At 58.1% G+C, this 12,975-nt stretch carries 11 protein-coding genes; 1 reads left to right on the top strand and 10 read right to left on the bottom strand.

Annotated features, from left to right (window positions below; all coding sequences use genetic code 11):
* Positions 1–28 precede the first annotated feature (28 nt).
* The 3 genes from HBN61_RS14160 to arcD (HBN61_RS14170) form a co-directional block, all read right to left on the bottom strand.
* Positions 29–1,039: an ornithine carbamoyltransferase gene (locus HBN61_RS14160; RefSeq protein WP_047277083.1), complete on the bottom strand. Its 1,011-nt coding sequence runs from the start codon at positions 1,037–1,039 to the stop codon at positions 29–31.
* Positions 1,040–1,114: 75 nt separating this feature from the next.
* On the bottom strand, positions 1,115–2,371 hold the full coding sequence (gene arcA / locus HBN61_RS14165) for an arginine deiminase (RefSeq protein ID WP_047277081.1): 1,257 nt from the start codon (positions 2,369–2,371) through the stop codon (positions 1,115–1,117).
* 33 nt (positions 2,372–2,404) lie between these two features.
* Positions 2,405–3,832 carry an arginine-ornithine antiporter gene (gene arcD, locus HBN61_RS14170; protein ID WP_047277080.1) on the bottom strand — a complete coding sequence of 476 codons (1,428 nt, stop codon included), beginning with the start codon at positions 3,830–3,832 and terminating at the stop codon, positions 2,405–2,407.
* Between the two features lie 457 nt (positions 3,833–4,289).
* Here arcD (HBN61_RS14170) and arcD (HBN61_RS14175) point away from each other — a divergent pair, with 457 nt between their 5' ends.
* Positions 4,290–5,717 (top strand): arginine-ornithine antiporter, encoded by a 1,428-nt coding sequence (gene arcD / locus HBN61_RS14175; protein WP_170047006.1) that lies wholly within the window; start codon positions 4,290–4,292, stop codon positions 5,715–5,717.
* Between the two features lie 31 nt (positions 5,718–5,748).
* On the opposite strand, the gene HBN61_RS14180 is transcribed toward arcD (HBN61_RS14175), so the two are convergent.
* The 7 genes from HBN61_RS14180 to gap all read right to left on the bottom strand — a co-directional run bounded on the left by HBN61_RS14180 (position 5,749) and on the right by gap (position 12,827).
* Positions 5,749–6,150, bottom strand: coding sequence for a YbaN family protein (locus tag HBN61_RS14180; protein WP_047277076.1), 402 nt, complete (start codon positions 6,148–6,150; stop codon positions 5,749–5,751).
* 58 nt (positions 6,151–6,208) lie between these two features.
* On the bottom strand, positions 6,209–6,817 hold the full coding sequence (locus HBN61_RS14185) for a biliverdin-producing heme oxygenase (RefSeq protein ID WP_047281073.1): 609 nt from the start codon (positions 6,815–6,817) through the stop codon (positions 6,209–6,211).
* 110 nt (positions 6,818–6,927) lie between these two features.
* Positions 6,928–9,531 (bottom strand): TonB-dependent receptor, encoded by a 2,604-nt coding sequence (locus HBN61_RS14190; protein WP_083333315.1) that lies wholly within the window; start codon positions 9,529–9,531, stop codon positions 6,928–6,930.
* 118 nt (positions 9,532–9,649) lie between these two features.
* A complete protein-coding gene (locus tag HBN61_RS14195; RefSeq protein WP_095009092.1) occupies positions 9,650–10,555 on the bottom strand; it encodes a FecR family protein in 906 nt (301 codons plus the stop codon).
* 167 nt (positions 10,556–10,722) lie between these two features.
* Positions 10,723–11,241, bottom strand: coding sequence for an RNA polymerase sigma factor (locus tag HBN61_RS14200; protein WP_047277068.1), 519 nt, complete (start codon positions 11,239–11,241; stop codon positions 10,723–10,725).
* A 115-nt stretch (positions 11,242–11,356) separates the two neighbouring features.
* Complete coding sequence (locus HBN61_RS14205) at positions 11,357–11,821, bottom strand: methylglyoxal synthase (protein WP_047282967.1); 465 nt, start codon at positions 11,819–11,821, stop codon at positions 11,357–11,359.
* A gap of 4 nt (positions 11,822–11,825) precedes the next feature.
* On the bottom strand, positions 11,826–12,827 hold the full coding sequence (gene gap / locus HBN61_RS14210) for a type I glyceraldehyde-3-phosphate dehydrogenase (protein WP_047281069.1): 1,002 nt from the start codon (positions 12,825–12,827) through the stop codon (positions 11,826–11,828).
* Between the last annotated feature and the right edge of the window lie 148 nt (positions 12,828–12,975).

The raw sequence follows: 12,975 nt of genomic DNA on the forward strand, positions 1-12,975 counted from the left end.
GAGCCCGCTCCGGCAGCCATGCACGTCCTTAGATATCAGCCAGGGCTGCAACCAGGATTGCCTTGATGGTGTGCATGCGGTTTTCGGCTTGTTCAAAGGCAATGTTGAAGGGGGATTCAAACACTTCCTCGGTCACTTCAATGCCGTCTTTGAGGTTTGGATGGTGCTCAGCCACATCTTTACCGACCTTGGTTTCACAGTTATGGAACGCTGGCAGGCAGTGCATGAACTTCACACGGATATTTTCGGCGGCTTTGATCAGGTCCATGTTGACCTGGTAAGGCAGCAGCAGTTTGATGCGTTCGTTCCAGGCTTCAACCGGCTCGCCCATCGACACCCAGACGTCGGTGTGGATGAAGTCCACGCCTTTGACGGCTACTTTAGGGTCTTCGGTCAGGGTGATTTTGGCACCGCTTTCCTTGGCGAATTCCTGGCATTGCTTAACGAACGACTCTTCTGGCCACAGGGCTTTAGGGGCGGCGATGCGCACGTCCATGCCCAGTTTGGCGCCGATCAGCAGCAGCGAGTTACCCATGTTGTTGCGGGCGTCGCCCAGGTAGGCGTAGCTGATGTCGTGCAGAGGCTTGTCGCTGTGTTCGCGCATGGTCAGCACGTCAGCGATCATTTGCGTCGGGTGGAATTCAGCGGTAAGGCCGTTGAACACCGGTACGCCAGCGTACTTGGCCAGTTCTTCAACGATTTCCTGCGCAAAGCCACGGTATTCGATGGCATCAAACATGCGGCCCAGAACGCGGGCGGTGTCTTTCATGCTTTCTTTGTGGCCGATCTGCGAAGAAACCGGGTCGATGTAGGTGACGTGGGCGCCTTGGTCGTGAGCGGCCACTTCGAACGCGCAACGGGTACGGGTCGACGTTTTTTCAAAGATCAGCGCAATGTTTTTGCCTTTGAGGTGCGGCTCTTCAGTACCGGTGTACTTGGCGCGCTTGAGATCACGAGACAGGTCCAGCAGGTAGTGCAGTTCGCGTTGGGTGTGGTGCACCAAGCTGAGCAGGCTGCGGTTTTTCATGTTAAACGCCATGGGAATCTCCTGGGTTTCTGGTAACCGGCTTGCGCCGCCCGGTTCGGGGCTGGCGCAAGCATTCAAAGGGATGAATTAATAGTCAATCGGGTCGCGGATGATTGGGCAGGTCATGCAGTGACCGCCGCCACGGCCGCGTCCCAGCTCAGAGGCGCTGATGGTGATGACTTCCACACCGGCCTTGCGCAGCAGGGTGTTGGTGTAGGTGTTGCGGTCGTAACCGATCACCACGCCAGGCTCCAGTGCCACAACGTTGTTGCCGTCGTCCCACTGCTCGCGTTCTGCCGCGAAGGAGTTGCCGCCGGTCTCAACCACACGCAGGGCTTTAACGCCCAGCGCTTTGGCGACCACATCCAGGAAGCTGCTTTCTTCACGTCGAACGTCAATGCCGCCCTGTTTGCTCTCGTCCGGGTACAGCGAGAAGGCAACAATTTGGTTCACGACTTCAGGGAAGATGGTGACCAGATCGCGGTCGCAGAAGCTGAACACGGTGTCCAGGTGCATCGCGGCGCGGGATTTAGGCATACCGGCAACGATCACGCGTTCCACGGCTTTGTTCTTGAACAGGTTCTGCGCCAGTTGGCCAATGGCCTGACGCGATGTACGTTCGCCCATACCGATCAGTACCACGCCTTTGCCGATTGGCATCACGTCGCCACCTTCAAGGCTGGCGTTGCCGTGGTCCAGAGTCGGGTCGCCGTACCAGATCTGGAAGTCGGCGTTGGTGAACTCAGGGTGGAATTTGTAGATGGCGGTGGTCAGCAGGGTTTCCTGACGACGCGCTGGCCAGTACATCGGATTCAGTGTCACGCCACCGTAGATCCAGCAGGTGGTGTCACGGGTGAACTGGGTGTTGGGCAGCGGTGGCAGGATAAAGCTGGTGTGACCGAGGAAGTCACGGAACATCTCGATGGTTTTGCCACCGAAGCTGTCTGGCAGGTCGTCGGCCGACACACCACCGATCAGGTACTCAGCCGCTTTGCGTGGCTCAAGGCTTTTGATCCAGGCTTTGACTTCGTGCACCAGACCCACACCCACCTGATTGGGGGTCACTTTGTGGTCAAGAATCCAGTCCAGTGCTTCAGGCATCGCCACGATGTCGGTCAGCAGGTTGTGCATTTCCAGTACATCGATACCGCGCTCGCGCATCTTGGTCACGAAATCGAAGTGGTCGCGCTTGGCCTGGTTGACCCACAACACGTCATCAAACAGCAGCTCGTCGCAGTTGTTTGGCGTCAGGCGCTGGTGAGCCAGGCCAGGGGAGCAAACCATCACTTTGCGCAGTTTGCCGGCTTCGGAATGTACGCCGTATTTCACTTTTTCCGTGGTCATTACAGTCAACCTCCAAAGTACATAAACAGGGACTTACAGGGTCAGGAAGCCGTCGTACAGTCCATAGGCCGCCACCAGGGCGCCGATGATGACGGCAGCAAAAATCACTTTTTCAATGCTGGTAAACACTTGCTGGCCTGTCTCGCGTTTAGCCTTGGCGAAGAAGATCGCGCCAGGTGCGTACAGCAGGGCTGATAGCAGCAGGTATTTCAGGCCGCCGGCATACAACAGCCACACGGCGTAGATCAGGGCGATGCCGCCGATGATCAGGTCTTTCTTGCGTTCTGCCAGTGCGTTCTCGTAGGTCTCGCCGCGCACCGCCAGCAGCAGGCCGTAAGCCGCCGACCAGAGGTAAGGCACGAGGATCATCGAGGTCGCCAGGTAGATCAGCGACAGGTAAGTGCTGGCCGAGAACAGGGTGATAACCAGGAACACCTGCACCATGGCGTTGGTCAGCCACAGGGCATTGACCGGTACATGGTTGGCGTTTTCCTTTTTCAGGAAGGCCGGCATGGTGTGGTCTTTGGCGGCCGAGAACATGATTTCGGCGCACAGCAGGACCCACGACAGCAGGGCACCCAGCAGCGAGATGATCAAACCGACGCTGATCAGCACCGCGCCCCAGTGACCGACCACATGCTCAAGCACGGCCGCCATCGAAGGGTTTTGCAGTTTGGCCAGTTCGGGCTGAGTCATGATGCCCAGCGACAGCACGTTCACCAGTACCAGCAACAGCAGCACGGTGATGAAGCCGATCACAGTGGCTTTACCCACGTCCGAACGTTTCTCGGCACGGGAAGAGAAGATGCTCGCGCCTTCGATACCGATGAACACCCAGACGGTGACCAGCATCATGTTGCGCACTTGGTCCATCACGCTGCCCAGATCAGGGTTTTTCAGTCCCCAGATGTCACTGGTGAAGATGTCCAGTTTGAAAGCGAAGACCGCGATCAGAATGAACAGGATCAGCGGCACGACCTTGGCCACCGTGGTCACCAGGTTGATGAACGCTGCTTCCTTGATGCCGCGCAGAACGAGGAAGTGAACGGCCCACAGCAGGACCGACGCGCCGATGATCGCGGCGGGGGTGTTGCCTTCACCAAAGATCGGGAAGAAATACCCCAGAGTACTGAACAGCAACACAAAGTAGCCGACGTTGCCCAACCAGGCACTGATCCAGTAACCCCAGGCGGATGAGAAACCCATGTAATCGCCAAAACCGGCCTTGGCATAGGCGTAGACGCCGCCGTCGAGGTCGGGTTTGCGGTTAGCGAGGGTCTGGAAGACAAAAGCGAGGGTTAGCATACCGACTGCGGTGATTGCCCAACCAATAAGTACGGCTCCAACATCGGCACTTGCTGCCATGTTTTGAGGTAGCGAAAAAATACCGCCACCAATCATTGAGCCGACTACCAGAGCAACCAACGCACCCAATCGTAGTTTTCCGGGAGTATCAGACATTTGTGTTAACTCCAATCCAGGAGAAGTGAGGCCTTAAGATAATTCCGTTGATATTTCAGCCGTTTGACTTAGATCAGGGCATTACTACATTCCATTGTGTGGCGCGTGGGAAGGTCGCAATCACGTATTATTTTGACGCTTCCTGAAAGGCCCGCTCCAGAGGACTTACAGGTTCTTAATACGCATGTGGCAACGAGGTCGTGGGGATTGAAGCTAGTCACTATTTTCAGTTTTGCAAATGTAGCTTTCATATTTCATGAACCGCGCCATGAAATAAAAACGTCATGTACACAGGGTTGTTTTTTCAGGCTTCAATAGAAAATCTTGCGATTAAAAAGAAGGGGCTTATTGCGGGGTGCTTATAGACGTTTAACCGGCTCATATATTTAGTCAGTGAACATCTGTAGCCTATTAAGCGTGTATCGAAAACAGTTCCAGACCCAATAACGAGGTGGCGATGTCGCAACAAACCCAGAAGCTTCGGCTTAATGCTTTGATCGCCCTGGTGGTCGGTTCCATGATTGGCGGCGGGATTTTTTCGCTGCCGCAAAATATTGCGGAACACGCCGCTGGCGGGGCAGTCCTGATTGGTTGGGGCATTACCGCGGTGGGGATGCTGGCGCTGGCGTTTGTGTTCCAGACCCTCGCTAACCGCAAACCGGAACTCGATTCCGGGGTCTACGCCTACGCCAAGGCCGGTTTTGGCGATTACATGGGCTTCTCCTCGGCCTGGGGCTATTGGATCAGCGCGTGGATGGGCAACGTCGGCTACTTCGTGTTGCTGTTCAGTACGCTGGGGTATTTCGTACCGGTCTTCGGTCAGGGCAACACGCCCATCGCCATTGGCTGCGCCTCGCTGTTGCTGTGGGGTGTGCACTTTCTGGTGCTGCGCGGCATCAAGGAAGCGGCGTTTATCAACCAGATCACCACCGTGGCGAAAATCGTCCCGATCGTGATGTTTATCGTGTTGACCGGCGTCGCGTTTAAAGCCGACATCTTCACCCTGGACTTCTGGGGCACCGAAACCCCCAGCCTGGGCAGCGTGATGGACCAGGTGCGCAACATGATGCTGGTGACAGTATTCGTGTTTATCGGCATTGAAGGCGCCAGTGTTTATTCGGGGCGCGCCGAAAAACGCTCGGACGTGGGCAAAGCCACGGTCATCGGCTTTTTGGGGGTGCTGGCATTGTTGGTGCTGGTGAACGTGCTGTCGCTGGGCATCATGACTCAGCCGGAATTGACCAAACTGCAAAACCCGTCCATGGCCGGCGTGCTCAAGCATGTGGTGGGGGAGTGGGGCGCCATTTTGATCAGCATCGGGTTAGCCATCTCGTTGCTGGGGGCGCTGCTCTCGTGGGCGCTGTTATGCGCTGAGATTCTGTTTGCCACGGCCAAAGACAACACCATGCCGGCGTTCCTGAAAAAGGAAAACGCCAACCATGTCCCGGTCAATGCCCTGTGGCTGACCAACAGCATGATCCAGATATTCCTGCTGATCACCCTGGTGTCGGCGGGCACGTACACCAGCCTGATCTACCTGGCGTCGTCGATGATCCTCGTGCCTTACCTGTGGTCGGCGGCTTATGCGGTGTTGTTGTGCATCAAGGGCGAGACCTACTCGCAGGCCAGCCGCTCGCGTTTCAAAGACCTGTTGGTGGGGCTGATCGCCCTGATCTATGCCATGTGGTTGCTGTATGCGGCGGGGCCCAAGTACTTGCTGCTCTCGGCGTTGCTGTATGCGCCGGGAGTGTTCTTCTTTGCCCAGGCCAAACGTGAACAGCGCGAGCCGCTGTTTGTCGCCGCGGAACGGGCGATCTTCGGAGCGGTGGTGGTGGCGGCCCTGGCGGCGGCTTATGGGCTGTATGCGGGTGAATTGACGTTATAAGCGCGCCGGATTGAATCGATGGTGCCGCCTGCTACAGCGCTGGCGGTAACCGTTCCGGCCGGGACCAGATCCACAGATTGCCCAGGCTCATGCCCGCAATGGCCAGAAACACCGGCCATTGATGCTCAAGCACATACAACATCAACCCCGCGCAGATCAGCATGCTGATGGTGGCGCTGACTTTGGCTTTGCGTTGAATGATTTTGCCGTTGCGCCAATTGCTCAGGATCGGGCCGAACAGGCGGTGGTTTTCCAGCCAGGCGCTCAGTCGCGGCGAGCTTTTGGTCGCGGCCCAGGCCGCCAGCAAAATGAACTCGGTGGTCGGCAGCCCCGGCACCACGATGGCGATCAGGCCGATGCCCAGGCTGACGTAGGCCAGCAGGCCGAAGAGGATTTGGGCTATTTTCGACGGGGATTGGGTTTGGCGGGTCATAAGCTCAAGACGCAAAAAAGAGTGCTCGGCCAGCGCGCGCCGACCGAGCAGGTCTAGCTTAAGCCAGTTCTGGCTGAGCAGCGTAGGCGTGTTCCAGTAATACGGTGAAACGCTCGAAGGCCGCTACTGCACCTTTGTCTAGATCGGCCTCTTCTTCAGCACTCAGCTCCAGGCCATCAAGGGTTTTGACGAAGCGTTTCCAGCCTTCAGCGCGGCCGCCGGCTGGCTCGCCCAAGTGACGGGCGCCAAAGGTGTCGCTCAGCTCCAGTGCCACGGCCCGTTTGATCAGGAAGGCGGCGCCCAGCTTGGAACCTTCCGACACAAAGATCCAGCCCAGCGCGTGAGCCTTGCTTGGCGCGTTTACCGCGCCTGCGACAGGAGCCGGGACTTCCGTGTCGAGGTCTGCGAGGTCAGCTTTGGCTTGCTCTGCGCGGCAACGCTCTGGCAAGTCCGGGACGATTTCTTTCAACGAAGGGTCGGTGTACAGCGCTTGCAGTTCCGATTGAAAGAGGTATTGAGCCACCACAAAGCGGGCAAAGTTTTCCCGGGTCTCAAAGGGTTTGTGGGCCTTGACCAGCGCGTCGAGTTTTTGATGAGGCTCGTGGGTGATCTGGTTCAGGCGTTGGGAACGCAGGGCAGGACGCTGTGCAGTGTCTTGAGAGGTCATGAAGATGTCCTTGAGAATGAGATGCGCTTGGTAACTAGACGTACAAGAAGACGCGTGACAGTAAAAAATCCTCACTGCGCAGCGAAAACACCGCGCAGTGAGAACGCCGGCTAGATGTCCCAGACCAGGTTGATCGCGAAGTTGCGGCCCGGCTGGGTCAGGCGGTCGAGGTTGGCCGGGTTTACGGCCGATGCTTCACCCACGCCGTCGTAGCTGCGCACGTCATCCCACAGCCAATATTTTTTGTCGGTCAGGTTGTACACGCCTGCGCTGACGGTCACGTCTTGGGTCACTTTGTAATAGGCGCTCACGTCCACAATGCCGAACCCCGGGGTTTCGAATCGTTTGCCCTGAATGTCTGGCGCTTTGAAGGCCGTGTCGTCGATGCGGTCTTTTTTCTTGACCAAGGTCCAGCTCACCAGAGCGCCATAGTTGTCCTGGTCATAACCGAGGCCAAACACTCCCGTCAGCGGGTTCACGCTGTTGAGTGGCTGGCCGGTGTCATCGTTGCGGCCATAGGCGTAAGCAATCGACCCTTTGGTGTACAGGCCACGCGGAGCCCCGAAGGCGTCCAGTTGCAGTTGGCCTTTAAGCTCGACCCCCTTGATGGTGGCGTGCTTGATGTTGCGGCTCTGGAAGCTGTCCATGTCATAGCCGGGCGTGACGTTATCTTCATCGATAAAGTCGCGGTATTTGTTGTAGAACACCGCCACGTCAAACGAGCCTTCGTCGAAGTGGCCGCGCAGGCCGGTTTCGTAGCTTTTGCTCTTTTCCGGCTCAAGGTTGGGGTTGGGTTCGACGACGTAACCTTCCTGCAGGTTTTCGAAGCGGCCGTACAGCGCCTTGGCGGTCGGGGTGCGGAAACCTTCGGAGTACTGGCCGAACCAGGTGTAGTTATCGTTGAACGCGTAGGTCACGCCCAGTTTTGGCGAAAGGCGGTGCCAGGTTTTTTCATCGTCGCTGACGGGGTATTTACCGTCGGGGTTGACCGCGTTCTGGAACTCCTGGGTGATCTTGGGCTTGAGGCGCGTGTAGTCGTAGCGCACGCCGGGCATGAAGGTCCATTGATTCCAGCTGATTTCGTCTTGCGCAAACAGGCTGTAGGTGTCGATGGTCGGGTCCGGGAAGTCGCTGACTTTGGCGAACACGTCGCCTTTGGCCGTGCTCAGGGCGCCGACTGCTTTACAGCCAGCACCTACCGCAAGGCACACCGCGCTGCCGGAACGCGAGCCGGTGACTTTGTCGTGTTTCAAAGTGGTGCCATAGGTCAGCAAATGGTCGGTGGGGCCGACTGCGAAGGCTTTGTCGAACTGGGCATCGAACACCCATTGCTGCTCTTTATAGCGGGTGTCGCGGGTGCGATACACATCACGGCTGAACGGGAAGTAGCGTTCTTCGGTGCTTTGGTCGGTCTTGGCCACCTGATAGTTGAGGCTCAGTTTGCCGTGGTCGGCCAGCAGGCTGTCGAGCGCGAAGGTGTTTTCAATGCCGAAACGCTCGCGGGTCACGGTGTCATTGCCGTTGCGTGACTTGTACATGCCCAGCGGTTGGCCCAGGTTGAACGGGCCGCCTACCACGCTTTTCTGGTTGATGTCGCGCTCGTCCCGGTAGTTCTCGTAGGTGAACGCCAGTCGGTCGTCATCGTTGTAGTTCCAGCCCGCCTTGGCCAATACGTTGGTGGTGTTCACGTCTTCCGGGTTGGCCGCAGTGCGCGTCAGGCCGGTGCCGCCGTGGTTGCCATAGGATTCGGTTTCGTGGCCGTCCCGGCGGCTTACATGCAGCAAGCCGTCGAACTGGTCGGCGCGGCCTGCCACGGTGGCGGACTTGAGCCAGCTGCGGTCGGCCGAGCTGTAACCGGTCTTCAGACGCGCGCCTGCCTCCTGGCCCGGTTTGATGATGTCGTCCGGGTTGAGGGTGAAGTAGCTCACCGCGCCGCCGATGGCGTTGCTGCCATACAGCACCGAGGCCGGGCCGCGCAGGATTTCTACGCGCTTGACGATTTCCGGGTCGACGTAGTTGCGCTGGGTTTTGGCGAACGGACCGTTGAAGAACGAGTTGGGGATTTCAACGCCATCGACTTGAGTCAGGATCCGGTCACCGTCGATGCCGCGAATGTTGTAACCGCTGATGCCGCCGCGCAGACCGCCGCCGCCCACGGACACGCCCGGTTCATAGCGCACCAGTTCTTTGATGGTGTTGACGTTTTGACGGTCGAGTTGTTCACGGTCGTGCACGGTCACGGTGCTGGGCACGCTGATGACGTCTTGCTCCTGACGCGTGGCGCTGATGGTCACTTGCTGCAGAGCGAGGGTGCCGCTGCCGGCGGAACGTTTTTCGAGGACGATGTTATTGCTGCCCAGTTTGCGGTAGCCCAGGTTGGTGCCGATCAACAGGCGGTCGAGTGCCTTTTCTGGCGACAGAGACCCGCGCACACCCGGTGAAGACACGTTCTGCCCCAGTTCGGCGGGTAAACCGACTTGCCAGCCGGTGACGGCCGTGAAGTCGTTGAGTGCCGACACCAGCGGCTGCTGTGATATCGCGAATTTGTAATTGCCCACAGCGCGGCGTTCAGGTGGCGCATCGGTTGCGGCCATGGCCGGAACGACGTGCGCGCCGGCCATCAGCACGGCGACGGTCAACAACGACAAGGTGCACGGGTGTTTTGGGCGGGTGCGACCGTTGGAAGAGGACCGGCTGTTGAAACGTGTGGGCATTGATAGCGCTCCGTGGTGAACGAATCTTATAGTTGCGAAGCTGACTCAAAATGCGAATCAGTTGCATTGACTACAACGAGACGTATGACCTCGTGCTATCGCGTAAAAAAAACCGGATTTAGTTGAGAATGACCAGCGCCGGGAATTCCGAGAGGCTGGACGAGGTGATGTGGGCGAGGGAACGAACGATGTCCAGAGGCTGGTCCAGACGGTAATTGCCGGTCACTGCGACGCTGGCCAGTTGCTCGTTATTATTGACGATCCAGCCGGGGTAATAGCGCCGCACTTCCTCCAGCACTTGGCTCATGGGGCAGTTTTCGAACACCAGTCGCCCCTGAACCCAGGCCAGATCGGTTTGCGGGTTGAGCTTGACCGGTTGGCCAAAACCATTGGGGCCGATATTCACACTGTTCCCGGCAGACAACCGCATCTGCGTGCCCACGCTGTTCATGCGTAAATCGACATCGCCGCGCTGCACGCGCACTTGAGCCTGCCCGTTGAGGTAGCTGACGGCGAAAGCGGTGTCGCGCACGCTGACGCGAACCGGGCCGGCATCGAGCACCAGCGGGAATTCAAGATTGGCCGGAACCTCGAAAAACGCTTCACCCTGATACAACCGCGCATTGCTTTGCGCATTGACCCGGTGGCTGGAGAACGCCGAATTGGTGTTGAGCAACACTTTCGAGCCGTCTTCCAGCTCCAGGCGCTGACGCTCGCCCACCACGGTCAAATGATCGGCCTGCAAGCGCAATGGCACATTGCTGTAACTGCCCACGCTAATCACCAGCACCGCCGCAGTGGCCACGTGTTTCCAGTGACGGCCAATGCGTTGCAACACGGTGGGCGCACGGCGTGTGTTCAGGGTGTGTGCCGCGTCAATCAGCGGCTGGCCATTCCAGACGGCATGGGCTTTGGCAAACGCTTGGGCATGGGCCGGGTCTGCCTTGAGCCAGGCCTGGAACGCTGTTTTTTCGCAGGCGTCGGCACACTCCAGGGTGATCAGCCAGTCCAGCGCCTGATCCATGGCACTGTCTTGCAGAGCATCCTGCGCCAGTTCCGGCACGGCGGGGGGTGGAGTGTCCTTCACGGGTGATCCTTGGCAGTCTCAGGCACAGTGGTGTTCAACGTCTTGGAATCCTTGGCGTGAAAGCGGCCAAGTCGGATTTTTCTTACGGGGTTGTCCCGGCAAGATTACGGCCGATTGATTCGATCGGCTACCCCGACACAGATTGCCATGATTAATTTGAGTTCCTTTTGAACGGTGCTCAGGGACACGTCAAGCTCCCGTGCGATCTCCTGATAGCTGCAACCATGCAGGCGACTGAGAATGAAAATGCGCTGCTGACGTGCGCTTAGCTGGCTCAGGCTCACACTCAAACGCTCCAGTAGTTGCGCGGCTTGATGGGCTTCTTCGGGTGTGCTGAGTGAGGAGGGGACGCTTTCGATGACCTCGGTAGGCACATCTTCGAGCACCGTGCGCGACTGAATACGCCGTGAGCGCAGGTGGTCCAGCGCCAGATTACGCGCAGTCTGGAACACAAACGGCTCCAGATGCTCGACCGTGCGTTCGCTCAGCGCGCGGGTGACGCGCAGGTAAGTCTCCTGCAACAGGTCCTCGGCGGTACTGGGGTTATTGACCATCCGCTGTAACGTGCGCAACAGGATCACCCGTTGCGTCAGGAAGACTTGATTGAAGTGGGACTGACTCACAGTGCTACCAGACCGAATTTGAGCGAATGATAATGCTTATCATCTGTGCGTTTGGTCAAGCGCTGTTTTTGTCTCCCGCCTTTTATGCGCGGTTTACGGCGATGTGCCTGCGGGTTTACACGCGTCCTTTCAAATACGCGGCGTAATCCGGCACCCGGTGATCGTGGGGCTGGCTCATGAGCGGGCTGCTGAGCAGGTAATCCGCGCTGCATTCATTGCACGCCACAGGGATGTTCCACACCGCCGCAACCCGCAGCAGGGCCTTGATGTCCGGGTCATGGGGTTGCGGCTCGAACGGGTCCCAGAAGAACACCAGCATGTCGACCTGTTGCTCGGCGATGCGTGCCCCCACTTGTTGGTCCCCGCCCAGCGGGCCGCTGATCATGCTTTCGATCGGCAGCCCCAAGCGCTGGCTCAGCAACAGGCCGGTGGTGCCGGTGGCGCACAACTGATGCTGGCTGAGGGTGGCCTTGTGACGCTCGGCCCAGTCCAGCAAGAACCCTTTGCAGTGATCGTGCGCCACCAGGGCGAGACGCTTGCGCGCCGCCAGGGTGGCCGTGGTGAAGCTGATACCGATCATCGCGTCACTCCGCGTTGCACAGCGCCAGGCAGTTATCGAGCATGCGGTTGGAGAAGCCCCACTCGTTGTCGTACCACGCCAGGACTTTGAGCATCTTGCCGCTGACTTTGGTGTGGTTGGCATCGAAAATCGACGACAGCGGGTTGTGGTTAAAATCGCTCGATACCAGCGGCAGGCTGTTATAGCCCAGCACTTTGGAATGCTGGCTGGCTTCTTTGAACAGCGCGTTGACTTCAGCCGCCGTGGTTTCGCGCTTGAGCTCGACGGTCAGGTCAACCAGCGACACGTTGATCACCGGGACGCGCACCGCCATGCCGGTCAATTTGCCCGCCAGTTCGGGCAATACCAGGCCCACGGCTTCGGCGGCGCCGGTTTTGCTCGGGATCATGTTCTGCGTGGCCGAGCGCGCGCGGTACGGGTCGCTGTGGTAAACGTCGGTCAGGTTCTGGTCATTGGTGTAGGCATGAATGGTGGTCATCAAACCGTTGGCAATGCCCAGTTCGCGGTGCAGGATTTGGGCAACCGGCGCCAGGCAGTTGGTGGTGCAGGAGGCGCTGGAAATAATTTGATGCGATTGGCGCAGGATGTCGTGGTTCACACCGTACACCACCGTGGCGTCGGCATTTTTGCCCGGCGCGGAGATAATCACCTTGCGCGCGCCAGCGCTAATATGCGCCTCGGCCTTGCTGCGCTCGGTGAAGAAACCGGTACATTCGAACACCACGTCGATCTTCAATGCAGCCCACGGCAGTTCAGCCGGGTTACGAATAGCCGTGACGGCAATGCGGTCGCCATTGACGGTCAGGCTTTCCTGATCGTGCTCAACGGTTGCATCGAAAGTGCCGTGAACGGTGTCGTACTTGAGCAGGTGTGCATTGATTGCGCTGTCACCCAGATCGTTGATTGCGACGATCTGCAGGTCCTGACGGTAGCCTTGGGTATACAGTGCGCGCAGGACGTTGCGGCCGATTCGGCCAAAACCATTGATTGCGATTCGTAGAGTCATGGAAAGCGCCTGCCATCGATTTGTTGTTGGAATTACAAGATTATTCGCATAGAAATAGAAAACAAGCCATTTTGGTGGCAATATTTTGTTTTATCTACAACGAGTGACCTGAATCAACGGGTCCAAATGATCGAAGTGCGTGTCTGGC

The organism is Pseudomonas sp. WS 5071 (assembly GCF_012985765.1).
GTDB lineage: Bacteria > Pseudomonadota > Gammaproteobacteria > Pseudomonadales > Pseudomonadaceae > Aquipseudomonas > Aquipseudomonas lundensis_A.

What these genes read in the sequence shown, in the direction of transcription:
- HBN61_RS14160 (WP_047277083.1), bottom strand. Translation starts at nt 1,039, where the DNA reads ATGGCGTTTAACATGAAAAACCGCAGCCTGCTCAGCTTGGTGCACCAC.
- arcA (WP_047277081.1), bottom strand. Translation starts at nt 2,371, where the DNA reads ATGACCACGGAAAAAGTGAAATACGGCGTACATTCCGAAGCCGGCAAA.
- arcD (WP_047277080.1), bottom strand. Translation starts at nt 3,832, where the DNA reads ATGTCTGATACTCCCGGAAAACTACGATTGGGTGCGTTGGTTGCTCTG.
- arcD (WP_170047006.1), top strand. Translation starts at nt 4,290, where the DNA reads ATGTCGCAACAAACCCAGAAGCTTCGGCTTAATGCTTTGATCGCCCTG.
- HBN61_RS14180 (WP_047277076.1), bottom strand. Translation starts at nt 6,150, where the DNA reads ATGACCCGCCAAACCCAATCCCCGTCGAAAATAGCCCAAATCCTCTTC.
- HBN61_RS14185 (WP_047281073.1), bottom strand. Translation starts at nt 6,817, where the DNA reads ATGACCTCTCAAGACACTGCACAGCGTCCTGCCCTGCGTTCCCAACGC.
- HBN61_RS14190 (WP_083333315.1), bottom strand. Translation starts at nt 9,531, where the DNA reads ATGCCCACACGTTTCAACAGCCGGTCCTCTTCCAACGGTCGCACCCGC.
- HBN61_RS14195 (WP_095009092.1), bottom strand. Translation starts at nt 10,555, where the DNA reads ATGGATCAGGCGCTGGACTGGCTGATCACCCTGGAGTGTGCCGACGCC.
- HBN61_RS14205 (WP_047282967.1), bottom strand. Translation starts at nt 11,821, where the DNA reads ATGATCGGTATCAGCTTCACCACGGCCACCCTGGCGGCGCGCAAGCGT.
- gap (WP_047281069.1), bottom strand. Translation starts at nt 12,827, where the DNA reads ATGACTCTACGAATCGCAATCAATGGTTTTGGCCGAATCGGCCGCAAC.